Origin of the sequence: Pseudomonas sp. P1.31 (assembly GCF_001269815.1) — a bacterium.
Taxonomy (GTDB): domain Bacteria; phylum Pseudomonadota; class Gammaproteobacteria; order Pseudomonadales; family Pseudomonadaceae; genus Aquipseudomonas; species Aquipseudomonas rustica.
This window is the reverse complement of the sequence record NZ_LHVN01000026.1, coordinates 1-26,698: the sequence shown is the minus strand read 5'-3', so window position 1 is coordinate 26,698 and position 26,698 is coordinate 1. Positions and strand designations below refer to the sequence as shown.

The 26,698-nt window shown below is 59.7% G+C and carries 19 protein-coding genes; 11 read left to right on the top strand and 8 right to left on the bottom strand.

The annotated features are described in order from the left end of the window. Positions 1 to 13 precede the first annotated feature (13 nt). The 3 genes from AD669_RS16665 to AD669_RS16655 all read right to left on the bottom strand — a co-directional run bounded on the left by AD669_RS16665 (position 14) and on the right by AD669_RS16655 (position 2,543). Positions 14 to 913 carry a hydroxymethylglutaryl-CoA lyase gene (locus AD669_RS16665; RefSeq protein WP_053121701.1) on the bottom strand — a complete coding sequence of 300 codons (900 nt, stop codon included), beginning with the start codon at positions 911 to 913 and terminating at the stop codon, positions 14 to 16. A 144-nt stretch (positions 914 to 1,057) separates the two neighbouring features. After that, positions 1,058 to 1,456: a MerR family DNA-binding transcriptional regulator gene (locus tag AD669_RS16660; protein WP_007917234.1), complete on the bottom strand. Its 399-nt coding sequence runs from the start codon at positions 1,454 to 1,456 to the stop codon at positions 1,058 to 1,060. A 151-nt stretch (positions 1,457 to 1,607) separates the two neighbouring features. After that, positions 1,608 to 2,543: a LysR family transcriptional regulator gene (locus AD669_RS16655; protein WP_007917233.1), complete on the bottom strand. Its 936-nt coding sequence runs from the start codon at positions 2,541 to 2,543 to the stop codon at positions 1,608 to 1,610. A 185-nt stretch (positions 2,544 to 2,728) separates the two neighbouring features. Between AD669_RS16655 and AD669_RS16650 the strand changes: the two genes are divergently transcribed. Next, positions 2,729 to 3,958 carry an acyl-CoA dehydrogenase gene (locus AD669_RS16650; RefSeq protein ID WP_053121699.1) on the top strand — a complete coding sequence of 410 codons (1,230 nt, stop codon included), beginning with the start codon at positions 2,729 to 2,731 and terminating at the stop codon, positions 3,956 to 3,958. 130 nt (positions 3,959 to 4,088) lie between these two features. Here the strand turns inward: AD669_RS16650 and AD669_RS16645 are convergent, their stop codons facing one another. Beyond that, positions 4,089 to 5,423, bottom strand: a complete 1,335-nt coding sequence (locus AD669_RS16645; RefSeq protein ID WP_053121698.1) for a substrate-binding domain-containing protein — start codon at positions 5,421 to 5,423, stop codon at positions 4,089 to 4,091. Between the two features lie 152 nt (positions 5,424 to 5,575). Beyond that, the gene (xthA, locus tag AD669_RS16640; RefSeq protein WP_053121696.1) at positions 5,576 to 6,388 is read right to left on the bottom strand and encodes an exodeoxyribonuclease III; all 813 of its coding nucleotides are present in this window, start codon (positions 6,386 to 6,388) and stop codon (positions 5,576 to 5,578) included. Between the two features lie 306 nt (positions 6,389 to 6,694). Between xthA and AD669_RS16635 the strand changes: the two genes are divergently transcribed. The 7 genes from AD669_RS16635 (at position 6,695) to AD669_RS16605 (ending at position 18,232) form a co-directional block, all read left to right on the top strand. Then, complete coding sequence (locus AD669_RS16635; protein ID WP_053121694.1) at positions 6,695 to 7,345, top strand: N-acetyltransferase; 651 nt, start codon at positions 6,695 to 6,697, stop codon at positions 7,343 to 7,345. Positions 7,346 to 7,411: 66 nt separating this feature from the next. Continuing rightward, positions 7,412 to 9,139, top strand: coding sequence for an autotransporter assembly complex family protein (locus AD669_RS16630; RefSeq protein WP_053121692.1), 1,728 nt, complete (start codon positions 7,412 to 7,414; stop codon positions 9,137 to 9,139). Then, positions 9,136 to 12,810, top strand: a complete 3,675-nt coding sequence (locus AD669_RS16625) for a translocation/assembly module TamB domain-containing protein (protein ID WP_053121690.1) — start codon at positions 9,136 to 9,138, stop codon at positions 12,808 to 12,810. The genes AD669_RS16630 and AD669_RS16625 overlap by 4 nt, the downstream gene beginning before the upstream one ends. 403 nt (positions 12,811 to 13,213) lie before the next feature. After that, positions 13,214 to 13,696, top strand: a complete 483-nt coding sequence (locus AD669_RS16620) for a MarR family winged helix-turn-helix transcriptional regulator (RefSeq protein ID WP_053121689.1) — start codon at positions 13,214 to 13,216, stop codon at positions 13,694 to 13,696. Further along, on the top strand, positions 13,686 to 15,155 hold the full coding sequence (locus tag AD669_RS16615; protein WP_053121688.1) for an efflux transporter outer membrane subunit: 1,470 nt from the start codon (positions 13,686 to 13,688) through the stop codon (positions 15,153 to 15,155). The genes AD669_RS16620 and AD669_RS16615 overlap by 11 nt, the downstream gene beginning before the upstream one ends. 15 nt (positions 15,156 to 15,170) lie before the next feature. Beyond that, a complete protein-coding gene (locus AD669_RS16610) occupies positions 15,171 to 16,373 on the top strand; it encodes an efflux RND transporter periplasmic adaptor subunit (RefSeq protein WP_053121686.1) in 1,203 nt (400 codons plus the stop codon). A 329-nt stretch (positions 16,374 to 16,702) separates the two neighbouring features. Then, positions 16,703 to 18,232: a DHA2 family efflux MFS transporter permease subunit gene (locus tag AD669_RS16605; RefSeq protein ID WP_053121684.1), complete on the top strand. Its 1,530-nt coding sequence runs from the start codon at positions 16,703 to 16,705 to the stop codon at positions 18,230 to 18,232. 168 nt (positions 18,233 to 18,400) lie between these two features. On the opposite strand, the gene lpxH is transcribed toward AD669_RS16605, so the two are convergent. Both lpxH and AD669_RS16595 read right to left on the bottom strand, forming a co-directional pair. Then, positions 18,401 to 19,147 (bottom strand): UDP-2,3-diacylglucosamine diphosphatase, encoded by a 747-nt coding sequence (lpxH, locus tag AD669_RS16600; RefSeq protein ID WP_053121681.1) that lies wholly within the window; start codon positions 19,145 to 19,147, stop codon positions 18,401 to 18,403. Continuing rightward, positions 19,144 to 19,650 (bottom strand): peptidylprolyl isomerase, encoded by a 507-nt coding sequence (locus AD669_RS16595; RefSeq protein ID WP_053121679.1) that lies wholly within the window; start codon positions 19,648 to 19,650, stop codon positions 19,144 to 19,146. Before AD669_RS16595 ends, lpxH begins: the two co-directional genes overlap by 4 nt. A 249-nt stretch (positions 19,651 to 19,899) precedes the next feature. Between AD669_RS16595 and AD669_RS16590 the strand changes: the two genes are divergently transcribed. The 3 genes from AD669_RS16590 to AD669_RS16580 all read left to right on the top strand — a co-directional run bounded on the left by AD669_RS16590 (position 19,900) and on the right by AD669_RS16580 (position 24,660). Continuing rightward, complete coding sequence (locus AD669_RS16590; protein WP_008082132.1) at positions 19,900 to 21,597, top strand: glutamine--tRNA ligase/YqeY domain fusion protein; 1,698 nt, start codon at positions 19,900 to 19,902, stop codon at positions 21,595 to 21,597. Between the two features lie 22 nt (positions 21,598 to 21,619). Further along, the gene (cysS, locus tag AD669_RS16585; RefSeq protein WP_008082133.1) at positions 21,620 to 23,002 is read left to right on the top strand and encodes a cysteine--tRNA ligase; all 1,383 of its coding nucleotides are present in this window, start codon (positions 21,620 to 21,622) and stop codon (positions 23,000 to 23,002) included. 452 nt (positions 23,003 to 23,454) lie between these two features. Beyond that, on the top strand, positions 23,455 to 24,660 hold the full coding sequence (locus tag AD669_RS16580) for an MFS transporter (protein WP_053121677.1): 1,206 nt from the start codon (positions 23,455 to 23,457) through the stop codon (positions 24,658 to 24,660). A gap of 89 nt (positions 24,661 to 24,749) precedes the next feature. On the opposite strand, the gene AD669_RS16575 is transcribed toward AD669_RS16580, so the two are convergent. Then, the gene (locus AD669_RS16575) at positions 24,750 to 26,588 is read right to left on the bottom strand and encodes a sigma-54-dependent Fis family transcriptional regulator (RefSeq protein WP_053121676.1); all 1,839 of its coding nucleotides are present in this window, start codon (positions 26,586 to 26,588) and stop codon (positions 24,750 to 24,752) included. Between the last annotated feature and the right edge of the window lie 110 nt (positions 26,589 to 26,698).

The window sequence follows — 26,698 nt, the reverse complement described above, 5'->3', positions numbered from 1 at the left end:
ACACCATCTCCCCTCACTGTGCGCTGCGCGCCTTCGCCACGCGCGAACCGCTCGGGCGACCGAGCACCGCGCTGATCTGCTGACCCGCGGCAATCAAGGCGTCCAGGTCGATTCCGCTCTCGATGCCGAGGCCGTTGAGCAGGTACACCACGTCTTCGGTAGCAACGTTACCGCTCGCACCTTTGGCGTACGGACAGCCGCCGAGGCCCGCGATAGAGCTGTCGAATACGGAAATGCCTTCGAGCAGACTGGCGTAGATGTTGGCCATCGCCTGACCGTAAGTGTCGTGGAAATGCCCGGCGAGTTTGTCCCGTGGCACCTGCGCCGAAACCACTTCAAACAATCGGCGAGTCGCGCCAGCCGTGCCGGTGCCGATGGTGTCGCCCAGCGAAACCTCGTAGCAGCCCATCGCGTACAGCTCGCGGGCGACCATCGCCACTTGCTCCGGCGCGACCGTGCCTTCGTACGGGCAGCCGAGCACACAGGACACGTAACCGCGCACGGTAACGCCGTGTTGCTTCGCCGCATCCATGATCGGGGCGAAGCGCGCCAGGCTTTCGCTGATCGAGCAGTTGATGTTGCGCTGCGAGAAGGCTTCGGACGCGGCGGCGAACACCGCGACTTCCTTGACCCCGGCAGCAATCGCATCCTCAAAACCGCGCAGGTTCGGCGCCAGTGCGCCATAAGTCACGCCGGGTTTGCGCTGGATCTGCGCGAACACTTCAGCGGAACCGGCCATTTGCGGCACCCACTTGGGCGAAACGAAACTGCCGACTTCTATATAGCCAAGGCCGGCGGCGCTGAGCGCGTCGACCAGTTGTACCTTGTCGGCGACACTGATGGGTTGGGCTTCGTTCTGCAGGCCATCGCGCGGGCCGACTTCGATCAGGCGTACTTGGGAGGGGAGGGACATGGGCTGACCTGCTCTTTTGAATTCGTGGAGATCCTTTGTAGGAGTGAGCCTGCTCGCGATAGCGGGGTGTCAGTCGAACAAATATTATCTGACACACCGCTATCGCGAGCAGGCTCACTCCTACAAGGGGATTTGTGTTGTCGGTTAGATGGCCTGCTGGCTCTTGAGGGTTTGTTCAAGCGCCTGCACGCAGCGCTCTTCCGCGGTATCAAGCTCCAGTTTCATCTGTTCGATATCCAGCAACTGCTGCTCCAGTTGCTCACGGCGCTCGGTGATTTTCGCCAGCATGCTGTTGAGCTGTTTGGTGTTACCGCTGGACGGGTCGTAGAGTTCGATCAGTTCGCGGCATTCGGCCAAGGAGAAGCCGATGCGCTTGCCCCGCAGGATCAGCTTCAGGCTGACCTTGTCGCGCGGCGAATAGATGCGTTCCTGGCCACGGCGCTCAGGGCTGAGCAGGCCTTGCTCTTCATAAAAGCGGATCGCCCGGGTGGTGATGTCCAGCTCGCGGGCGAGGTCGGAAATGCTGTAAGTCTGGCTGCTCATGGAAGCGCTCGGAAAAAGGTCTTGGCGCTAAGCTAATGGCAGGTTGACGTTTACGTCAAGCAAGAAAAAGATCGCAGCCTTCGGCAGCTCCTACAGTAAAACGCATTCCAAATGTAGGAGCTGCCGAAGGCTGCGATCTTTTGATCTTTCCTCAAACCACCTGCTTATCCAGCTTCTTCTCCTGCGCCGTCACCTGCTGGCACAACTCAATCATCTGCTCGCGCATCCAGCGATTCGCCGGATCCTGGTCAGTGCTTTCATGCCAATACAGATGCGTCTCCACCGGCGGCACATCATTCACCGGCAGATTAAACGCCTGCAGCTCATGCCGACGGGCAAAGCGCTCCGGCACGGTCATGACCATATCCGTCTGCTGCATCACCTGCGACGCCATCAAATAATGCTGCGAGCGCAGGGCGATCTTGCGCTGAATGCCCATTTTGCCCAGTGCCAGATCGACATAGCCCAGACCGCTACGGCGGCTGGAAATATGGATATGGGTCAGCGACAAATAATCATCCAGCGACAGCTTTTCCTTGCCCGCCATCGGATGGCCCTTGCGCATCGCACAGACGTAACGGTCTTCCATCAGCTTGACGTGGCGCACTTGTGGGTCGGTGTTGAGCGGCGCGTCCACAGCGAAATCCAGACGCCCGGCCGCCAGTTCCTTGGTGGTCTCACGGCGTTTCGACAGGAAACTTTCGATAATCACGGTCGGCGCCAGACGGCGCAGGCGTTGAAACAGCGGCGGCAAAATCACTGCTTCGGTGAGGTCAGTCATGCTGATGCGATAGGTCTTGACCGCTTGCGCCGGGTTGAAAATACGACTTTCCTGCACTGACACGCGCAGCAGCGACAGCGCGTTACGCACTGGACCGATGATGTTCTGCGCCATCGGCGTCGGCACCATGCCTTGGGCGGTGCGCACGAAGAGCGGGTCGTTGAAGGTTTCGCGCAACCGCGCCAGCGCATTGGACACCGCCGGCTGGGTGATGCCGACAATCTGCCCGGCGCGGGTCAGGTTGGCTTCGGTGTAGATCGCGTCGAAGACGATGAAAAGGTTGAGGTCGACCTTGCTCAGATTCATAACGCGGCTTCTCTTGTTATTTAGTGCGGTGTTTGGGGGGCTGGCAATCAGCCGATCATATATCGGTGATGAATGTTTATACACGCCGAGAATAGGCTAGGTAAATTATCAGCGCTGTTCTAGCATCGATTGCATGACCTAAACAACCTCTGCTCAAGAACTGCCTTAACCATCGGGAGCTGCTCATGGATTTCGCTTATTCGCCCAAGGTGCAAGAACTGCGTGAGCGCGTAACCGCGTTCATGGACACTTACGTTTACCCGGCCGAAGCCGTGTTCGAGCGCCAGGTTGCCGAAGGCGATCGCTGGCAGCCGACGGCGATCATGGAAGAACTCAAAGCCAAGGCCAAAGCCGAAGGCCTGTGGAATCTGTTTCTGCCTGAATCGGAACTGGGTGCCGGCCTGACCAACCTCGAATACGCGCCACTGGCGGAAATCATGGGCCGCTCACTGCTCGGCCCGGAGCCGTTCAACTGCTCGGCACCGGACACCGGCAACATGGAAGTGCTGGTGCGTTACGCCAACGAAGAGCAAAAACAACGCTGGCTGGAACCGTTGCTGCGCGGCGAAATCCGCTCGGCGTTCGCCATGACCGAACCCGATGTTGCCTCCTCTGACGCCACCAACATGGCCGCCCGCGCCGTGCGTGATGGCGACGAGTGGGTGATCAACGGCAAAAAATGGTGGACGTCCGGTGCTTGCGATCCGCGCTGCAAGATTCTGATCTTCATGGGCCTGAGCAATCCCGATGCGCCACGCCACGCGCAGCACTCGATGATCCTCGTGCCAGTCGATACGCCGGGCGTAAAAATCGTTCGTCCGTTGCCAGTGTTCGGTTACGACGATGCGCCCCACGGTCACGCCGAAGTACTGTTCGACAACGTGCGTGTGCCGTACGAAAACGTACTGTTGGGTGAAGGACGCGGCTTTGAAATTGCGCAAGGTCGTCTTGGCCCAGGCCGGATTCACCACTGCATGCGTTCGGTCGGCATGGCTGAGCGTGCGCTGGAATTGATGTGCAAACGTTCGGTGAGCCGCACCGCATTCGGCAAACCGCTGGCGCGTCTGGGCGGTAACGTCGACAAGATCGCCGACTCGCGCATGGAGATCGACATGGCGCGCCTGCTGACGCTGAAAGCGGCGTACATGATGGACACCGTGGGTAACAAAATCGCGAAAAGCGAGATCGCGCAGATCAAGGTTGTTGCGCCGAACGTCGCGCTGCGCGTGATCGACCGGGCGATCCAGATGCATGGCGGGGCAGGGGTGTCGAACGACTTCCCGCTGGCTTATATGTATGCGATGCAACGGACATTGCGTTTGGCTGATGGCCCGGACGAAGTGCACCGTGCGGCGATTGGCAAGTTTGAGATCGGCAAATACGTGCCGAAGGAAATGTTGCGTAGCGGTCAGTAAGACCGCGTCGCCCCCTTCGCGAGCAAGCTCGCTCCCACATTAAACCGCATTCCAAATGGAAGAATGCGTTCCCTGTGGGAGCGAGCTTGCTCGCGAAAGGGCCAGCCCATTCAGTACATAACCATCAGACTCAATACACCCAAACCTCAACCCGCCGATTCTTGATCCTTCCCTCATCCGCACTGTTGGTCGCCACCGGCATCTGCGCGCCAAACCCGCGCACCTCGCGCAACACCACGCCGCTCTTCACCAACTCCCGTCGCACCGCCATCGCCCGCAACTTCGACAACAGATCCGCGCGCGCCGGGTCGTCCTTTACATCACCAAAGCCCACCAGCGTCACCGCACGATCGGTCTTGTCATGGCGCTTTATATAGTCGAACACCCGCGCCAGATCCTGACGCGCCTTGTTGTCCAGACTCGCGCTACCTTCTTCAAAACGGAAGTTCACCGTCAGACGTTGGGCGTGACGGCTGAGGGATTGATAACCCTCGGGCATCAGTGCATTCGGCGCGACCGTCATGGCGTGCACGGTCTGACTGATAAAACCGTTGCGCGCAACAATCTCCTGACCCTGACGACTTTGCGCAAACGCCACCAGCGCTTTTGCCCATGGATTGCTGCTGTCCGGCGGCAGATAAAAGAACAGTCGCCGAGACAGCGGATAGTCCTCGGTGGCGATCAGACTATTGAGCGGCAGCATCGATTGCGACGCGCCATCGGCAATCGCCACGGCTTTGGCCTGACGCACGTAAGGCAAACCGATAAATCCAATGCCCTGTGGATCACTACTCACCGCGTCGGACAATTCCTCGCTGGATTCGAAACGTTTCGCCGCGCTGCTCAGGGTTTTCCCACGACGACTGAGCACCAATTCCTTGAACGTGTCATAGGTGCCGGACTGATCATCCCGCGCATATAAATGAATCGCACCGCCGCGACCACCGAGGTCTTCCCAGCTTTTCACTTCGCCGGCGAAGATCCGCGCCAGTTGCTCAGTGTCGAGTTGCTGCAACGGGTTTTCGGGATGAAGGATGATCGCCAGGCCATCGATGGCGATGACTTGTTCGGCGGCGGCGCTTTTCAGATCGCCGAGGGATTGCAGACTGAGCAGCTCGCTGTCCTTGATCTCGCGGGAGGAGGCGGCGAGGTCGGCGCTGGCGTTTTTCAGGGCGGTGAAACCGGTGCTGGAGCCGTGAGCGGCGACGTCGATGAGCACGCGTTTGCCTTCAGCCGTCTGGCCAACAATGCGCAATTCGTTGGCGGTGCCCGGGGTTTCGCGGTGGATCTTCAGCAGGCCTTGCTGTTGCAGCAGACCTTCGACCAATGCCGGGCCGAGTTCGGCACCGATGGTGTTGGAACCCTGAATGCGCAACGCCGGCCCATCGTCGGGCACCGGCAAACCGGCGGCGGACACCGTCAGCCACGCACTCAAGAGAAAGACGCACAGAACACGCAGGGTCATGCCGGCACCGAATCAAGCCAAGGGGATTGCCGGGGAGATTAAGTCAGGCGCATGACCAAAAGATGACAGATCAAAAGATCGCAGCCTGCGGCAGCTCCTACAGGGGAACGCATTCCAATTGTAGGAGCTGCCGCAGGCTGCGATCTTTGCTTTTAGCTCAATTCAAGCCAGATCGGCGCATGGTCGGACGGTTTTTCCATCCCGCGCAATTCATAATCCACGCCCGCCGCCTTCACTCGCGGCAGCAAACCATGCGACGCCAGAATCACGTCAATGCGCAGCCCGCGCTTCGGCTCATCCTCAAAGCCACGGCTGCGGTAATCGAACCAGCTGAACATGTCGGTCACGTCCGGGTTGAGGTGGCGATAGCTGTCGGTCAGGCCCCAGTTCTTCAGGCGCGCCATCCACTCGCGCTCTTCCGGCAGGAAGCTGCATTTGCCGGTTTTCAGCCAGCGCTTCATGTTGTCCGGGCCGATGCCGATGTCGCAGTCTTCCGGGGAAATGTTCACATCGCCCATCACCACGACCGGTTGTTCGTTGTGGAACTGGCTTTCCAGCAGTGCTTGCAGATCGCTGTAGAAACGCTGCTTGGCGGGGAATTTGGTCGGGTGGTCGCGGCTTTCGCCCTGTGGGAAATAGCCGTTCATGATCGTCACCGGCACGCCATTGGCGTCGGCGAAGGTGCCCCAGATAAAGCGGCGCTGGGCGTCTTCGTCGTCGGTGGCGAAACCCTTGTGAATGGCGATCGGTTCCTGACGCGACAACATCGCTACGCCGTAATGGCCTTTCTGCCCGTGGAAGTACACGTGGTAGCCGAGGGCGCGGACTTCTTCGAGCGGGAACTGGTCGTCGTGGACTTTGGTTTCCTGCAGGCCGATCACGTCCGGCTGGTGTTTTTCGATCAGCGCTGCCAGCTGATGCGGACGGGCGCGCAGTCCGTTGATGTTGAAGGAAACGATCTTCATGGTCGGCAGTCCTGGCAAAAGGGCGATGCTAGCTGACATGGGGGAGATGGGCCAGTGTGGGGTGGGAGAAATCATTTTTGGCTGTGGGATTTGTGGTGTGTGCAATGGCGCCATCGCGAGCAAGCTTTGCTCCTACAAAAGCAGGCGCCCAGAATCCTTGTAGGAGCAAAGCTTGCTCGCGAAGGCGTCCACCCGGTCGATGAAGATCCAAGCTTGGTCTATACCTGTGGGGAACTGTGCCAACGCCAAAAGGTTCGTACCAACAAGAGCGCCGCCATTTGACGCGCCCCGGGGAGAATCACTGTCATGCCTGAAACCCAGACCGCCATCGCCGACATTCATATGCTCGACCGCGGTTATTCCCGCGAAGCCCGATCGCTGCTTTATCAGGCCTATCGCCACGAACCGACCTTCGGCTACCTGTTCGAAGCCGAGCGCCCAGGCTACGAACAGCGCGTTCGCGCCACCGTGCGTGAATTGGTCAAACAGCATTTCCTCCAGGACTTGCCGGCCATCGGCCTGTTGGTCAACGACCGCTTGATCGGCATCGCCCTGATCGCGCCACCGCAACGACGCTTGGGCATCACCGAAAGTTGGGCCTGGCGCCTGCGCATGGTGCTCAGCACCGGTTTCCGCTGCACCCGCCGCTATCTCGAATACCACGACGCCGTTTCCGCGTGCGTGCCGACCGAGTCAGTGCACATGCTGCCGCTGCTGGGCATTCATCCGCAGTTCCAGGGCAAACACTTTGGCGAGCAACTGCTGACCGCCGTGCACAACTGGTGCGCCGTCGATGAAACTTCGCAAGGCGTGGTGCTCGACACCGGCAATCCACGTTATCTGGAATTCTATAAAAGGCAGGGTTACGAGGAGATCGGCGAGGTTGCCGTCGGCCCGGTACGAGAACACGTATTTTTCCACGCCAATCCGCAAGTGTTACAAACGGCGACTGCTTAAGCGTCGAACTTTTCGAGACAAGTCTTGATCTATCACGCTCCCAAGCTCGTGATAGCATCCGCGCCTATGAAGTTTCCAGGAAGATTTACCAGTGGCGTGCTCATGCTGTTATCCAGCTGCGCGGCGCTGGCGCAAAGTGAATTGGATGTGCGGATCAAACCGTCCAACGATGAACTGAAGGCCAATATAGAAGGCTATATCGGCAGCCTCGGTGACCGTGACGAAGAAGCCTTGCTGCGCTTCAGTCGCGGTGCCGAAGAGCAGGCGCGCAAAGCGGCCCAGGCGTTGGGCTACTACCAGCCGCAGATTGAAAGTGACGTGAAGGGCGGCGAAAAACCGCGCCTGGTGCTGAACATCGATCCCGGCGAACCGATTCGTCTGCGCAACGTCACCATCCGTGTCGACGGCCCGGCTGCCTCCCTCAAATCCTTTCGTGTACCGAAAAGCGACGTGCTCAAGTCCGGCGCGGTGCTCAATCATGGGCGTTATGAAGACGCCAAAAGAATTATTCAGAATCAGGCTTCACGCTTCGGTTTCTTTAGCGGCCACTTCACCAGCCAAAAACTCTTGGTCGACCCGCGCGCGGGTGTCGCCGATGTTGAGTTGATCTACGACAGCGGTCCGCGTTACGCGCTGGGCAAAGTCAAATTCGAAGGCGACACGCCGTTCGACGAAGACCTGCTGCAACGCATGGTGCCGTTCAAGGAAGGCGAGCCGTACGACTCGGAGCTGATCGCCGAACTCAACCGCGACCTGCAATCGAGCGGCTATTTCGAAGGCGTGCGCGTCGATGCCGCACCGACTGCCGCAAAGAATGATGTGATCCCGGTCGACGTCAAACTCGACACGCGCAAACCGCGCACCATGGGCCTTGGCCTCGGTTACTCGACCGACGTCGGCCCACGTATCAAAGCCAACTGGACGCGCCACTGGGTCAACCCGCAGGGCGACAGTTATGGCTGGGAGGCCGAACTCTCGGCGCCACGGCAAAACGTCGGGCTGTTCTACGACATCCCGCTCGACCCGCCACTGACCGACAAACTGCGCTGGGCCGGCGGCTATCAATTTGAAGACATCGACGGCTCCGACACGCTGAGCAAGCTGCTGACCTTCGGCCCGGAATGGCACAGCAAATTGCCGAGCGGCTGGCAGCGGGTGATCTCGCTGAAATGGCAGCGTGAAGAGTACGAACTCGGTGACGACTCAGGGCTGAGCACTTTGCTGATGCCCGGCATCAGCTACTCGTACCTGAAAAGCGACAACCGCATCGACCCGCACAACGGCTATCGCCTGAGCTTCGAAAGCAAAGTGGCGAAAGAAGGTCTGGGTTCAGATAACAACCTTCTATATGGCACCGCGCTGGTCAAAGGCCTGACCACGGTGTTCGACAAACACCGCTTGCTCGGTCGCGTGCAGGTCGGCGGCAGCGCCACCAACGGCTACAAATCGGTGCCGCCGTCGCTGCGCTTCTTCGCCGGTGGCGATCAGAGCGTGCGCGGTTACGACTACCAGAGCCTGTCCCCGGAAAACTCCGAGGGCGATCGCATCGGTGGCCGTTACATGGTCGCCGGCAGCGTCGAGTATCAGTACTCGATCGCGGAAAAATGGCGGGTCGCGACCTTCGTCGATCAGGGCAACTCTTTCAATAAACTCGAACTGCCGAACCTCAAGACCGGGGTTGGTATTGGTGTGCGCTGGGTCTCGCCGGTCGGGCCGATCCGCCTCGATCTGGCCCACGCACTCGACGACGACGGCGGCATCCGGCTGCACTTTTCCATGGGGCCTGAGCTGTGAAGCGTGGTTTGAAAATAACGGCACTCGCGCTATTGGCGTTGGTGTTGTTGATTGCATTGAGCGTCGCCACGGTGCTCGGCACGCAGGCCGGCAGCCGTTGGGTGTTGGGTCTGGTGCCGGGCCTCAGCGTCGAGAATTTTCAGGGTCGCCTCGGCGGTCAGTGGAGCGCCGATCATCTGCTCTGGCAGCAAGACACCAGCCGCGTCGAGCTGAACAAGGCGATTTTCGCCTGGTCGCCGCTGTGCCTGACGCGCATGACTCTGTGCATCGAACAGCTCAAGGCTGATCAGGTCATCCTGCAATTTCCGCCAAGTGAAGAAACCACTGAAAGCGGCCCGATCAAACTGCCGGATCTGCAATTGCCGGTGGCCATCGAACTGGGCGACGTGCAGGTCGGCAGTCTGTTGTTCAACGGCAGCGAACAGCTCAAGGGCCTGCAACTGGCGGCGCACTGGACGGCGCAGGGCATGCAGATTGAAAGCATCAAGTTGCAGCGCGACGCCCTCAGCCTGAACCTGTCCGGCACCCTGGCGCCGACCGGCAACTGGCCGCTGAATATCGCCGGTGACCTGACGTTGCCATCGCCGGATAAGGGCCCATGGACGCTGGCGCTAAAAATCGACGGCGACCTGCTGAAAACCCTCAACCTGCACGCCGACAGTCGTGGCTACCTCGACGGCCAATTGAGCGGCGAGTTGCAACCGCTGGTGGAAAACCTGCCAGCCAAGCTGCGTATCACCAGCGACGCGTTCAAACCGAGCGCCGATCTGCCGGACACCCTGCAACTCAATCAACTGCAGCTGAGCGCCGAAGGCGACCTGAAAAACGGTTACCAGTTAAACGGCAACGCTGCGCTGCCCGCCGATAAAGGCCCGGTCGCGTTGTTGCTGAAAGGCAAAGTCGACGCCAGTGGTGCGCAAATCGCCGGCCTCGACCTGAGCGCCAACGACAAGCAAAGCCTCAAACTCACCGGCAGCGTTGACTGGAGCAAAGGCCTCACGGCGCAAGCCAACATCAATTGGCAGGATTTCCCGTGGCACCGGCTCTATAACGAAATCGACGAGCCGCAAGTCGCTTTGCGTACCTTCACTGGCGAAGTCTCCTACACCGACGGTCAATACCTCGGTAACTTCGCCGCCGCACTGGATGGCCCGGCGGGCGCGTTCACTCTGAGCAGTCCGTTCAGCGGCAACCTGAAACAGATCGCTTTGCCGCAACTGAAAATGCAAGCGGGGCAGGGCAAGGCTGAAGGGCACATCAACGTGCAGTTCGCCGACGGCATCGCCTGGGACACGGCGCTCGATCTGTCGGCGCTGAACCCGGCGTACTGGGTTGCCGAATTACCGGGCACCTTGGCCGGGCCGCTGAAAAGCCAAGGCGAGATGAAAAACCAGCGCCTGAGCCTGACCGCTGATCTCGACCTCAAAGGCAAACTGCGCGGGCAACCGGCGATCCTGCAAGCCAAGGCCGACGGCGCTGGCGAACAGTGGAACCTGAATGCCCTGCAAATCCGCCTCGGCGACAACAGCATCAATGGCAAGGGCAGTCTGCAACAGAAACTCACCGGGCAGATCGACATCAAACTGGCGCGTCTGGCCCAGCTTTGGCCAGAACTGCGCGGGCAGATTAATGGCCGCGTCGACGTCGCCGGCACGCTGAAAGCCCCGCAGGGCAAACTCGGTCTGCAAGGTTCACAACTGGCGTTCCAGGATAATCGCCTGCAAAGCCTCAACCTCGACGCCACCCTCGACAGTGCGCAACGGGCGAAAATCGACCTTAAGGGCAGCGGCATTCAGGCCGGTGATACGTCTTTGGGCACGCTGACCGCCAGCGCTCAAGGCGACATCAAGAGCCAGAAACTCAGCCTCGACCTGCTCGGGCCGAAGCTGAAACTGGCCCTCGGTCTCGACGGCAATCTGGACAAGGGCAACTGGCGCGGCCGTTTGGCCAGCGGTGATATTCAGGCCGGTGGCCAGGACTGGAAGCTGCAAAACCCGGCCAAACTCGAACGTCTGGCTGACGGCAAAATCAACTTCGGCGCGCATTGCTGGCTGTCCGGCGGCGCGAGCCTGTGCGGTGAAGATCAGCGCCTGATGCCTGAGCCGAAACTGCGCTACCACCTCAAGCAGTTCCCGATTGAAAGCCTCGCGCAATGGTTGCCAAAAGACTTCGCCTGGCAGGGCAAGCTCAATGCCGATCTGCAACTGGACTTGCCGGCGAGCGGCCCGAACGGTGTGATCAGCGTCGATGCCAGCGGCGGCACTTTGCGCATGAAAGAAAAGGATCAGTGGCTGGACTTCCCGTACCAGACGCTCAAGCTCACCAGCAAACTCACGCCGAAGCGCGTCGACACTGATCTCAACTTCGTCGGCGGCAAGCTCGGCGAACTGATGGTGCAGGCGCAGCTCAATCCGTTGCCGAAAAACAAACCACTGAGCGGCTCGTTCCGCCTCACCGGTTTGGATCTGTCGGTGGCGCGGCCGTTTGTGCCGATGGTCGAGAAACTCACCGGGCGCCTGAACGGCAGCGGCACGATTTCCGGTGGCCTGCTGGCGCCACTGGTCAACGGCACGGTGCAACTGAGTGACGGCGAAGTGTCCGGCGCCGAGTTGCCGATGGAGCTGCAAGATCTGCAACTCACCGCATTGATCGCCGGTGAATCGGTGCGTCTGGACGGCGGCTGGAAAAGCGGCAAGAGCGGGCAGGGCAGCTTGAACGGTAACGTCGCCTGGGGTCAGGCGCTGGTGGTCGATCTTTCGCTGAAAGGCACGCAGTTGCCGGTCACTGTCGAACCGTACGCCAAACTCGAAATGGCGCCGGATCTGAAAATTTCCATGGCCGGCGATGAGCTGAAAATCGCCGGTAAAGTGCGGGTGCCGAAAGGCGAAATCACCGTGCGTGAACTGCCGCCATCGACGGTGAAAGTCTCTGACGACACGATCATCGTCGGCGCGCAGACCGAAGAGGGCAAACCGCCGATGGCCATGAAAATGGACATCGACGTGGAGGTTGGCGACGACAAACTCGCCTTCGCCGGATTTGGCCTGACCGCCAACGTGCAGGGGCATGTGCACATCGGCGACAACATGGATACCCGTGGCGAATTGTGGCTCAACGACGGCCGCTACAGTGCCTACGGCCAGCGCCTGTCCGTGCGGCGTGCTCGCCTGTTGTTCGCCGGGCCCATCGATCAGCCGTACCTGGACATCGAAGCGATTCGCCAGACCGACGACGTGATCGCCGGTATCCGCCTGAGCGGCAGCGCCGAACAGCCGACCACGCAGATCTTCTCCGAACCGGCGATGAGCCAGGAGCAGGCGCTGTCCTATCTGGTACTCGGCCGTCCGCTGAGCACTAACGGCGAAGACAACAACATGCTCGCGCAAGCGGCGTTGGGGTTGGGCTTGATGGGCAGCGCCGGGGTGACCAGCAGCCTGGCCAAGGATCTCGGGATTCAGGACTTCCAGCTCGACACGGCGGGCAGCGGCGATGCCACCAGCGTGGTGGCCAGCGGCAACATTACCGAGAAGCTCAGTTTGCGTTATGGCGTTGGCGTGTTTGAACCGGCCAGCACCATCGCGCTGCGCTACAAGCTGAGCAAAAAGGTCTACGTCGAAGCGGCGAGTGGCGTCGCGAGTTCGCTGGATATCTTCTACAAGCGCGATTTCTAGACCGCGCTCCCTCCTAAACCGAGTCGCTTCAATCGCGAGCAGGCTCACTCCTACATTTGGAATGCGTTCCCTTGTAGGAGTGAGCCTGCTCGCGAAGGCGTCCGCGCGGGCAACACAAAAACCAAGCTGCGAGTTCGCTGGATATCTTCTACAAGCGCGATTTCTAGACCGCGCTCCCTCCTAAACCGAGTCGCTTCAATCGCGAGCAGGCTCACTCCTACATTTGGAATGCGTTCCCTTGTAGGAGTGAGCCTGCTCGCGATGGCGTCCGTGCGTGCAACAAAAAAACCCACTCCACTGGTCAACTAATTGCTAAGCAACCTAACTATTGCGTTGACATTCGCTGCCTAGGCAGTAACATCTCGACATACATTCACTGCCTAGGCAGTTATTAGGTGAGCAAATGAAGCATTTCACCCCGGACGAATTCAAACACTGCCATCTCGGCCTGTTGCTTGGCCGTGCTGCGCTGCTCAAAGACCGGATCATCGACACCCACATGGAACCCCACGGCATCACCGCCGCGCAGTTCAAGGTGTTGATCATCATGGCCCAGTACGGCGTCGATACCCCGGCCGAACTGTGCCGGCATCTGTCGCTCGACAGCGGTTCGATGACGCGCATGCTCGATCGTCTGGAGCAGAAAGGTTTTCTGGCTCGCCAACGCAGCGAAGGCGACCGCCGTCAGGTGCAACTGACCCTGACCGAGCAAGGCCAGTTACTGGCCGATCGCCTGCCGCACATCGGCGCCAACGCGATGAATGAACTGGCGGGCGCCGTCACTCCGGACGAGTTGAAGACCCTGGAATACATCCTCAAGAAAATTCTGCTGGCAGCCGGTGACCCGATCACTCTCCAGCGGTTAGGTGAACACAATGAGCGGTAAAACCTTGCGCAGCAGCCTGACGCTGGTGCTGTCGGCGATGATCCTCGCCGGTTGCGCCAACTACAGCGGCCTCGACACTCAAGGCCAGAACCTTGATGCGAAAAACCTGAAAGTCGGCCAATCCCTCAACGGCGTGACCCTGTCGCCAGCCGCATGGCCGAAAAGCGATTGGTGGACCAGCCTCGGCGATCCGCAACTCGACGGCTTGATCCGCGAAGCCCTGCACGACAGCCCGGACATGCAGATCGCCGCAGCACGCGCCCATCAAGCCAGCGCCGCCGCCTATGCCGCCGATGCCGAACGCTATCCGACCCTCGACGCCAGCGCCGGCATCAGCCGTTCGCGCCTGGCCAAGGATCAGGATCCGCTGGGGCAGGGCGATGCCTACGCCACCGTGCGTAATGTCAGCGCCGGTTTCAATTACAACTTCGATCTGTGGGGCGGCCAGCGCGATGCCTGGGAAGCTGCACTCGGTCAGGCCCGCGCCGCCGAAGTCGATCGTCAGGCGGCACAGCTGACCCTCGCTGCCGACGTCGCTCGCGCTTACAGCGATCTCGGTCAGGCGCACATCGTTTATGACCTGTCCAACGACGACCTCAAACGCACCAAACAAATGCTCGACCTGAGCCAGCGTCGCCTGAGCGCCGGGATCGACAGCCAGTATCAATACCAACAAACGCAAAGTCTGGAGGCCACTTCTGAGGCCAACCTGATCGACGCGGAAAAGCGCCTGAACAGCGCCAAAATTGCGCTGGCCGTGCTGCTCGGCAAAGGCCCGGATCGCGGCAATGAAATTGCCCGGCCGAAAGTCCTGCAAGCCAGTGCTGTCGCAGTGCCGTCGGTATTGCCGGCCGAGCTGCTGGGTCGTCGTCCGGATCTGGTCGCCGCACGCTGGCGTGTAGAAGCGGCGAGCAAAGACATCGACTCGGCGAAAACCCGCTTCTATCCCAACTTGAACCTGTCGGCCTCGGCCGGTGCCGAATCTTTGTTGGGTGACGCGATGTTTGGTTCGGCCAGTCGCTTCTTCAACATTGCCCCGACCATTTCGGTGCCGATCTTCGACGGCGGACGCCTGCGCGCCAACCTCGACGCGCGCGACGCCGATTACGATCTGGCAGTGGCGCAGTACAACAAAAATCTGGTGCAAGCACTGGGCGATGTCAGCGACACGATCAACCAGTTGCGTGACATCGGCCGGCAGATCGGCGCGCAGCAACACGCCACCGAGATTGCCCAGGATTCTTACAACACCGTCGTCCAGCGTTACGGTTCCGGCATCGGCAACTACCTGGACGTGCTCAGCATCGAGCAGCAACTGCTGCAGGCCCAGCGTCAACTGGCCAACCTCAATGCCGAGCAGATCGACCTGTCGATTCAACTGATGCAAGCGCTGGGCGGCGGCTTCCAGGGGCAGACCCTGACCGCAGCCAACGCCACCCCAGCCACGCCGCACAACTAATTCAAGGTAATTGTCATGGCCACTGCCGAAAACACTCAAGCTCAAGACAACACCCCGGACAACGGCAACCCGCGCAAACGCAAAGTGATGCTGGTGGCGCTGGCCGTTGTCGTCCTGCTCGCCTGCGCTGGCGTGTGGGCGTATCACGAATTCATCGGGCGCTTTAACGAAAGCACCGACGACGCCTACGTGAATGGCAACGTTGTGGAAATCACCCCGCTGGTGACTGGCACCGTGGTCAGCATCGGTGCTGACGACGGTGATCTGGTTCACGAAGGTCAGGTGCTGATCAACTTCGACCCCAACGACGCAGAAGTCGGCCTGCAAAGTGCGCAAGCGAAACTGGCGCGCACCGTGCGTCAGGTGCGCGGTCTGTACAGCAACGTGGATGGCATGAAAGCCCAGGTCAACGCGCAACAGGCCGAAGTGCAGAAGGCGCAGGACAACTTCAATCGCCGGAAGAACCTTGCCGCTGGCGGTGCGATTTCTCAGGAAGAACTGTCCCACGCTCGCGATGATCTGACCTCGGCGCAAAACGCCTTGGCCAATGCCAAACAGCAACTGAAAACCACCAGCGCGCTGGTCGATGACACCGTGGTCTCTTCGCACCCGGACGTGATGCAGGCCGCGGCTGAATTGCGTCAGGCGTACCTGACCAATGCGCGCAGCACCTTGATCGCGCCGGTCACTGGATACGTGGCCAAGCGCACCGTGCAACTTGGTCAGCGTGTGCAACCGGGTACTGCGCTGATGGCGGTGATTCCGCTGGATCAACTGTGGATCGACGCCAACTTCAAGGAAACCCAACTTCGCGACATGCGCATCGGTCAGCCGGTGGATATCGAATCCGACGTCTACGGCAGCGACGTGAAATACAGCGGCACCGTCGACAGCCTCGGCGCTGGTACCGGTAGTGCGTTTGCGCTACTGCCTGCGCAGAACGCCACGGGTAACTGGATCAAGATCGTTCAGCGTGTACCGGTGCGCATTCATATCAACGCCGAAGAACTGGCCAAGCACCCGCTGCGCGTCGGTCTGTCGACCAACGTTGAAGTGAACCTGCACGACCAGAGCGGCCCGATGCTGGCGCAGCAGCCACCGCAAAAGGCCTCGTTCACCACCAATATCTACGATCAGCAACTGGCCGACGCCGACGCGATGATCGCGCAACTGATCCACGACAACAGCGCTGCGGCGAGCAAAACCGCGCAACGCTGATACGTCCCCCTGTGGGAACAGGCTTGGGGATCCAGGTTTTACCTGTGGCCAGGGATTTGTCTGAGGAAAAGGAATTACCTGTTGAGTGGGGATTTATTGTGGTGAGGGGATTTATCCCCGATGGGTCGCGGAGCGGCCCCGCTTTTGATTCAGAAAAGACGGGACTGCTGCGCAGTCCATCGGGGATAAATCCCCTCGCCACAATGAATTCACTCTCCACCATAAATTCTCAGGCCACAGAAAACTTTCATTACCACAAAGATTGCATCCCACAGAGGCTGCTGCATCTGTAACAGATGCGGCGCTAATCAGGTTCCAAAGGATTCACAATGAGCAATAACGCTTCTTTCACGCCGCCCAGCCTGTTGCTCAGCACCATCGGTCTGTCGCTGGCGACGTTCATGCAAGTGCTCGACACCACCATCGCCAACGTGGCGTTGCCGACGATTTCCGGCAACCTCGGGGTGAGTTCGGAGCAGGGCACTTGGGTGATCACTTCGTTCGCCGTGAGTAACGCGATTGCGCTGCCGTTGACCGGTTGGCTCAGTCGGCGTTTCGGTGAGGTGAAACTGTTTCTCTGGGCCACGATTCTGTTCGTGCTGGCCTCGTTTCTCTGCGGTATCTCGACGTCGATGCCAGAACTGATCGGCTTTCGCGTCCTGCAAGGCTTGGTCGCCGGGCCGCTCTATCCGATGACGCAAACCCTGTTGATCGCGGTCTATCCCCCAGCGAAGCGAGGCATGGCCCTCGCGTTACTGGCGATGGTCACGGTGGTCGCGCCGATTGCAGGCCCCATTCTCGGTGGCTGGATTACTGACAGCTACAGCTGGCCGTGGATCTTCTTCATCAACGTGCCGATCGGGATTTTTGCGGTGATGGTGGTGCGTTCGCAACTGGCCAAACGTCCGGTGGAAACCAGCCGTCAGCCGATGGACTACGTCGGTCTGATCACGCTGATCATCGGCGTCGGTGCGTTGCAGGTGATCCTCGACAAGGGCAACGACCTCGACTGGTTTGAGTCGAATTTCATCATCATCGGCGCGGCGATTTCCGTGGTGGCGCTGGCGGTGTTCGTGATCTGGGAAATGACTGACCGCCATCCGGTGGTCAACTTGCGGCTGTTCGCTTACCGCAACTTCCGCATCGGCACGCTGGTGCTGGTGTTGGGTTACGCCGGCTTCTTCGGCATCAACCTGATCCTGCCGCAGTGGTTGCAGACGCAAATGGGCTACACCGCGACCTGGGCCGGTCTGGCCGTGGCGCCGATCGGGATTCTGCCGGTGCTGCTGTCGCCGTTTGTCGGCAAGTACGCGCACAAGTTCGACTTGCGATTACTCGCCGGCATCGCGTTTTTGGCGATTGGCTTGAGTTGCTTTATGCGCGCCGAGTTCACCAACGAAGTCGATTTCCAGCATATCGCGCTGGTGCAACTGTTCATGGGCATTGGCGTGGCGCTGTTCTTTATGCCGACCCTGAGCATTCTGATGTCGGACTTGCCGCCGAACCAGATTGCTGATGGCGCCGGTCTTGCGACGTTTTTGCGGACGTTGGGTGGTAGCTTCGCGGCTTCGCTGACTACCTGGATCTGGATTCGTCGGGCTGACCAGCATCATGCGTATATGAGCGAGAGCATCAGCACGTATGAACCGGCGACGCGGGAGGCGCTGAACCAGTTGGGCGGGGCGAGCAACCCGGCGTATGCGCAGCTGGATCATGTGCTGACCAGTCAGGCGTATATGTTGTCGACCGTGGATTACTTCACGCTGCTGGGGTGGGGGTTTATGGGGTTGATCCTGATTGTGTGGCTGGCGAAGCCGCCGTTTGCCGCGAAGGCAGGCCCGGCCGCTTCGGGGCACTGAGGTCAAAAGCCCCTCACCCTAACCCTCTCCCGGAGGGAGAGGGGACTGACCGAGATGGATGTTTGAACTACACCGACTTGCAATACCGAGTCGAACTCAGGTTTTGAAAAGCCCACAAATCGGCTCCCTCTCCCTCGGGAGAGGGTTGGGGTGAGGGGGTGGCGATCTTCAGCCGTGCGGCAATGCCAGCGGTGGGGCGAAATCGAACGGCGCCAGCGCATAGCCGCTCTCATCCACCTGCAACGCCCAACCCTGACGATCCCAATCCCCCAGCACAATCCGCTTCGCCGCTTCATCACCGATCTGCAACTTGTGAATCGCCGGGCGATGGGTGTGGCCGTGGATCAGGGTTTTCACGCCAAACTCCTGCATGATCCGCGGAATCTCCTCCGGTGTGACATCAACGATGTCATTGGCCTTCATCCGCGTCTGTGCCTTGCTCTCGTTGCGCAGTTTGCGCGCCAGTTTATGGCGGCTGCTCAGCGGTAGATTGCGCAGGATAAACAGGGTGACCGGATTACGCAGGTAGCGGCGCAGCTTCATATAGCCGACGTCGCGGGTGCAGAGACTGTCGCCGTGCATCAGCAGCACCGGCTCGCCGTAAAACTGCACGACACTCGGGTCTTTCAGCAGCGTGCAGCCGGCTTCTTTGCAGAACGCCTTGCCGAGCATGAAGTCGCGATTGCCGTGCATCAGAAAAATCGCCGTGCCGCTGTCGCTCAATTGGCGCAGGGCCTGGCAGATGGAACGCTGGAAGGTCGTCATGGCGTCGTCGCCAATCCACGCTTCAAAGAAGTCGCCAAGAATGTACAACGCACTCGCCGAGCGGGCGCGTCCGGCGAGCAAATCCAGAAACGCCCGGGTGATGTCCGGGCGCTCCTCTTCCAGATGCAAGTCTGAAATCAGCAATATCACGCTTCGATGATCTCGGCTTTCTCGATGATCACGTCGTCTGCTGGTACGTCCTGGTGGCCGGACTTCATGGTGGTCGACACGCCTTTGATCTTGTCGACAACGTCGGTGCCGGCGGTCACTTTACCGAATACCGCATAACCCCAGCCCTGAGTGTTCTTGCCGCTGTGGTTGAGGAAAGAGTTGTCGGCAACGTTGATGAAGAACTGCGCGGAAGCCGAATGCGGCTCCATGGTGCGGGCCATGGCAACGGTGTACTTGTCGTTGGAAAGACCGTTGTCAGCTTCGTTCTGGATGCTTGGACGCTTGTCTTTCTTTTCTTTCATGCCTGGCTCGAAACCGCCGCCCTGGATCATGAAGTTACCGATGACACGGTGGAAAACAGTGTTTTCGTAGTGACCGGCTTTCACGTACTCGATGAAGTTGGCGACGGTGATCGGCGCCTTGTCAGCGTTCAGTTCGATGACGATGTCGCCATGGTTGGTGGTCAGTTTGACTTGAGTCATGATCGCTTCTCTTTAGAGGAATTCGTGGTTTTGGGACATCGAGCCCCCAAACCGGTTCAGCCAGCGTGGGCCAAGGTGCGCAGTTTAGCGTGACAGGCGCGAATTTCGAGGCAGTTTTTCAAATCCCGGCGATTAAATGCATGCCTTTATAGGGCCTGCTCTGTCAGCCCCTTGACAGCATCGGCTATGATAGCGGCTTTGTTTTGTCTGGCCCCCACTGCGGCCGCGCACCTGTAAGTCAAGGATCCTATGAGCAAGCCCACTGTCGACCCTACCTCGAATGCCAAGTCCGGCCCCGCCGTGCCGGTCAATTTCCTGCGGCCGATCATCCAGGCAGACCTGGACTCGGGCAAGCACACCCAGATCGTCACGCGTTTCCCGCCTGAGCCCAACGGCTACCTGCACATCGGCCACGCCAAGTCGATCTGCGTGAACTTTGGCCTTGCCCAGGAGTTCGGCGGCGTCACGCACCTGCGTTTCGACGACACCAACCCGGCCAAGGAAGACCAGGAATACATCGACGCGATCGAAGCCGACGTCAAATGGCTGGGCTTCGAATGGTCCGGCGAAGTGCGCTACGCCTCGCAGTATTTCGACCAGTTGCACGATTGGGCCGTTGAGCTGATCAAGGCTGGCAAGGCCTACGTCGACGACCTCACGCCGGAGCAAGCCAAGGAATACCGTGGCAGCCTGACCGAGCCGGGCAAAAACAGCCCGTTCCGCGACCGCTCCGTCGAAGAGAACCTCGACTGGTTCGCCCGCATGCGCGCCGGTGAGTTCCCGGACGGCGCCCGCGTGCTGCGTGCGAAGATCGACATGGCCTCGCCGAACATGAACCTGCGCGACCCGATCATGTACCGCATCCGCCACGCCCATCACCACCAGACCGGCGACAAGTGGTGCATCTACCCGAACTACGACTTCACCCACGGTCAGTCGGACGCCATCGAAGGCATCACTCATTCGATCTGCACCCTGGAATTCGAAAGCCATCGTCCGCTGTACGAGTGGTTCCTCGACGCGCTGCCAGTGCCGGCGCACCCGCGTCAGTACGAGTTCAGCCGTCTGAACCTCAACTACACCATCACCAGCAAGCGCAAGCTCAAGCAACTGGTCGATGAAAAGCACGTGCATGGCTGGGACGATCCACGCATGTCCACGCTGTCGGGTTTCCGCCGCCGTGGCTACACGCCGAAATCGATCCGCAACTTCTGCGAAATGGTCGGCACCAACCGTTCCGACGGCGTGGTTGACTTCGGCATGCTCGAATTCAGCATCCGTGATGACCTCGACCACACTGCGCCGCGTGCCATGTGCGTCCTGCGTCCACTGAAAGTCGTGATCACCAACTACCCGGAAGGCCAGGTCGAGAACCTCGAACTGCCGCGCCACCCGAAAGAAGACATGGGCGTGCGCGCGCTGCCGTTCGCCCGGGAAATCTACATCGACCGTGACGACTTCATGGAAGAGCCGCCAAAGGGCTACAAGCGCCTGGAACCGGCCGGTGAAGTGCGTCTGCGCGGCAGCTATGTGATCCGTGCCGACGAAGCGATCAAGGACGCCGATGGCAACATCGTCGAACTGCGTTGCTCGTACGACCCGGAAACCCTCGGTAAAAACCCTGAAGGCCGCAAGGTCAAGGGCGTGATCCACTGGGTACCGGCCGCCGCCAGCGTCGAGTGCGAAGTGCGTCTGTACGATCGTCTGTTCCGTTCGGCCAACCCTGAGAAGGCAGAAGACAGCGCGAGTTTCCTCGACAACATCAACCCTGATTCGCTGCAGGTACTCACCGGTTGTCGTGCGGAGCCATCGCTTGGCAATGCACAGCCGGAAGACCGTTTCCAGTTCGAGCGCGAAGGTTACTTCGTCGCCGATTTGAAGGACTCGAAACCAGGTCAGCCGGTATTCAACCGTACCGTGACCCTGCGTGATTCGTGGGGCCAGTGATTCAGCGTCAAGGAAATTAAAAGTGCTGACGATTTACAACACGCTCACCAAGAGCAAAGAAGTCTTCAAACCGCTGGATGGCAACAATGTGCGCATGTACGTCTGCGGGATGACCGTGTATGACTACTGCCACATCGGCCACGGCCGCAGCATGGTCGCGTTCGACCTGGTGACCCGCTGGTTGCGCTTCAGCGGTTACAACCTGACGTACGTGCGCAATATCACCGACATTGAAGACAAGATCATCAATCGTGCCCGCGAAAACGGCGAGCCGTACGACGCGCTGACCGAGCGCATGATCACCGCGATGCACGAGGACGAGGCGCGTCTCAACATCCTCAAACCGGACATGGAGCCGCGTGCCACCGATCATATTCCGGGCATGCTGAGCATGATCCAGACCTTGATCGACAAGGGTTACGCCTACGCCCCGGGCAATGGCGACGTGTACTACCGCGTCGCCAAGTTCATGGGCTACGGCAAACTGTCGCGCAAGAAAATCGAAGACCTGCGCATCGGCGCGCGTATTGAAGTCGACGAAGCCAAGCAGGATCCGTTGGACTTCGTGCTGTGGAAAGCCACCAAACCGGGCGAGCCAAGCTGGGAATCGCCGTGGGGCGCCGGGCGTCCGGGCTGGCACATCGAGTGCTCGGTGATGTCCACCTGCTGCCTCGGCGAGACCTTCGACATTCATGGCGGCGGCAGCGACCTTGAGTTCCCGCACCACGAAAACGAAATCGCGCAGAGCGAAGCGGCCACCGGCAAGACCTACGCCAACGCGTGGATGCATTGCGGCATGATTCGCATCAATGGCGAGAAGATGTCCAAGTCCTTGAACAACTTCTTCACCATTCGCGACGTGCTGGAAAAATACCACCCGGAAGTCGTGCGTTACCTGCTGGTATCGAGCCACTACCGCAGCGCGATCAACTACTCGGAAGACAATCTCAAGGACGCCAAAGGCGCACTCGAGCGTTTCTACCACGCCTTGAAAGGCCTGCCGACTGTTGCACCGGCGGGCGGCGAAGCGTTTGTTGAACGCTTCACTACCGTGATGAACGACGACTTCGGTACCCCGGAAGCGTGCGCGGTGCTGTTTGAGATGGTGCGGGAGATCAACCGCCTGCGTGAGAGCGATCTCGATGCAGCGGCGGGTCTGGCGGCGCGTTTGAAAGAACTGGCGAGCGTGTTGGGTGTGTTGCAACTTGAGGCCGATGACTTCCTGCAGGCGGGCGCTGAAGGGCGTGTCGATGCGGCTGAAGTTGATGCGCTGATTGCCGCGCGTCTGGCGGCTCGGGCCGGGAAGGATTGGGCTGAGTCGGACCGGATTCGTGATCAGTTGACGGCGATGGGTGTGGTGTTGGAAGACGGCAAGGGTGGGACTACCTGGCGTCTGGCTGACTGATTGCTTGAGTGCTGCAAAACAAAACCCGCCTTGTGCGGGTTTTTGTTTGGCCGCGAGAAGAGCCCCTCACCCTAACCCTCTCACGGAGGGACAGGGGACTGAGTGGGGGATGCTCAAGAGATACGCCGACCTGAGCGTGCTGTACCGAATCCGTAATCGACTGGTTTTGATCGTTCCCACGCTCTGCGTGGGAATGCCTCTTCGGACGCTCCGCGTTCGGTCTTTGCAGGGACGCAGAGCGTCCCCGGCTGCATGCCCACGCGGAGCGTGGGAACGATCAAGATCGCAGCCTTCGGCAGCTCCTACATGAGATGCGATTCCTGTAGGAGCTGCCGAAGGCTGCGATCTTTTGATCTGTGTTTTTAGCCGAGGTTGCTTTTGCTCTGCGCGTAGGTCTTGATGTCTGACGCAGCCGGATGCTGCGTCGATGACGATTCTGCAACGGAGAAATCATGGCCAATCACTACCGCGAACTGTTCGCGACCCCTGGCGCCACCGGGTTAGTGCTCGCGAGCTCCATCGCGCGGTTGCCGCAGGCGATGATCGGCATTGGCATCATCACCATGCTGGTTCAGCAAACCGGTGTGTACTGGCTGGCCGGTGCAGTCGCCGGCACGTTCACCCTGGCCAATGCACTGCTCGGCCCGTACATCTCGAAACTCGTTGACCAGCGCGGCCAGAGCCGCGTGCTGCCGGTCGTGACGGCGTTCAGCATCGTGATGCTGCTGGCGCTGATCATCGCCGTGTACATTCGCGCGCCCGCCGCATGGCTGTTTATTCTGGCGGCTCTGGCAGGGACGATGCCGAGCATGCCGTCGATGATCCGCGCCCGATGGACGCAGCTATTCCGGGGCAAGCCGCAGTTACACACGGCGTTTTCGCTGGACACGGTTCTGACCGAAATGGCCTACATCGTCGGCCCGCCACTGGCAATCGGACTGAGCGTGAGCTTTTTCGCCGAAGCGGGGCCGCTGGTCGCGGTCGGATTGCTGGCCATCGGGGTCACGGCGTTTGTGCTGCAACGCCAGACCGAACCCAAGGTTGTCGTGGGCCACAGCAGTCATGCCGGCTCAACCTTGCTGATCCCCGGCGTCCGCACCATTGTTTTGGCGCTGCTGGCGATGGGCGTTATCGGCGGAGCAATCGATGTCGCCGTCGTTGCGTTCGCCAATGCGCAAGGCTGGCCAGCGTCGGCGACATTCATTCTCGCGGCTTATGCCTTTGGTTCGCTGGTGGCGGGCCTGACGTTCGGGGCGATGAGGGTTTCCCTGGCGATTGAAAAACAGTTCCTGATCGGGATATTGGTCACGGCGTTTACCGGTGTGCTGCCAGTTTTTGCGACGGACGTTTATGTGCTGACCGCAGCGCTGTTTATCGCCGGCATCTCGTTTGCACCGACGATGGTTGTGGTGATGAAAATGGGCACGATCATTATTCCTCCGTCGCGGATCACCGAGGGGCTGACGTGGATGACTACCGGTATCAGCGTGGGTGTTGCACTCGGTGGCATGCTGGCGGGGATGGTGATCGATGCCTTTGGCGCGCGAGCGGGATTTGCGGTGGCTATTGGTGCGGGTTTGATGATGGTGGTCGTTGTGCGGGTGGGGTTGCGCACATTGGCGGCGGCTTCTGCTGTGCAGGTTGAGCCAGCCATTTAAAGTCAAAAGATCGCAGCCTTCGGCAGCTCCTACAGAAATCGCGTCTCATGTAGGAGCTGCCGAAGGCTGCGATCTTTTGATCTGCGCTGCTAACCCCCCAATTGCCGCAACCGCTTATAAAGCGTATTGCGACTCACCCCCAACCGCCGCGCCAAATGCGAGATATTGCCCCCGGAAGCCTTCAGCTCCCGGTTCAGCGCCTCGACATCGTTCAGATCAATCCCTAACGGGGCGCAGGTTTCCATCGGCTCCATCTCCAGATCGACAAAAAAATCATCCGGCAAATGCTCCGGTCTTACAGGCTGCTCCTCGGCCATGGCCAGCGCCACCTGCATCACACTGCTGACTTGACGCAAATTGCCCGGCCACGGATGCCGATCAAACAAATCCAGCACTTCCTGGCTCAATCCCGCCCATTGCGTCGGCTCGCGATGCTGCTCCCACAAGCGTTTAAATAACGCCTCTTTATCACTGCGCTCCCGCAGCGGGGGCAGTTCCAGCGTCAGCCCACCAATGCGGTAATACAAATCCTCCCTGAACCGACCCAATTGCACCTGTTCGCGTAAAGAGCGATTGGTCGCCGAGATAATCCGCAAATCCACCGGGAACAACTCGCTACTCCCCACCGGTTGCACACAACGCTCCTGCAATACCCGCAGCAACCGCGCCTGAGTCGGCAGCGGCATGTCGCCGATTTCATCAAGAAACAGCGTGCCTTTGTCCGCCTTGCGAATCAGGCCGATGCTGCCTTTTTGATTGGCTCCAGTGAACGCGCCTTTCTCGTAGCCGAATAGTTCGGATTCGACCAGTTCGGCGGGGATCGCTGCGCAGTTGACGGCGATGAAGGCCTGTTTGCTGCGCGAACTGGCTTGATGCAGGGCTTTGACGAAGACTTCCTTGCCGACGCCGGTTTCGCCGTGGATCAGCAGTGGAATGTCTTTCTCCAACAGCCGTTCCGCCTGACGCACGGCTTTTTCAACGCGACTGTCACCGAAGTGCAAGGTGTTGAGACTGATGCCCGATGGTGCGGCCGTTCTGGCTTCCGCAACAAACACCCGTGGCTGAACCAACGCCTGCTTCGGCCGTTTCAATAGACACTGAAAGCGGTTGCGCCCAGAAGTCTGCAAGGCAAACGGCAGATCATCCGGCTGATTGAGCAACTCCAGCAGCGACACATTAAACAAACTCTCAACACTGACCCGCGACAAGCGCACACCGAGCAGGTTATCCGCCCGACGATTGGCCGACAGCACTTGCCCGCTCTCATCAAAAATCAACAACCCGGCCCACTGGCTGTCGAGGTTGTTCAGCCCGGTATTGAAGGTCAGTTGAAAATGCTGGCCATGGAACAGGTTGAGGATCAGCCGGTTCTCCACGGTCTGGCTCATCATCTTGACCATGCCCAAGGTGTGCGACGGCGGTAGATAACTGTCGCTGGACACATCGAGCACGGCGATCACCTTGCGCTCGGCATCGAAAATCGGCGCGGCGGAACCGGTCATAAAGCGGTTGGCCTTGAGGAAGTGTTCATCGTGTTCGATGTGTACCGCTTGTTCGCACGCCAGTGCCGTGCCGATCGCGTTGGTGCCGCTGCAGCGTTCCATCCAGCTCGCACCGGCCTGAAAACCCCGGGCCAGATTCGGTTCGATAAAACGCTGCGTGCCCCACGACGTCAGCACCTGGCCCTGATTGTCGGCGAGCATGATCAGGCAGTTGGAATTGCTCAGGATGTTTTCGTAATAGGGCAGGACTTCCTGATGCGTGGTCTGCACCAGTGAGTGATGGCGGTCGAGCAGGTGCATGATGCCGGCGGCGGGGAGCTGGTCGAAGGCGGGCGTGGTTTGGTGGTCGAGACCGAACGCGCGGCAACGTTGCCAGGAATTCTGGACGATCGCGTCGTGGGACAGCGGCGGGGCAGGTGCGGCCATGGCAGTCAGCCTCTGATGTAGCATTCTTATTATTGTTATGCGATCCCCTGTAGGAGCTGCCGCAGGCTGCGATCTTTTGATCTTGATGGTAAAAAAACAGGATCAAAAGA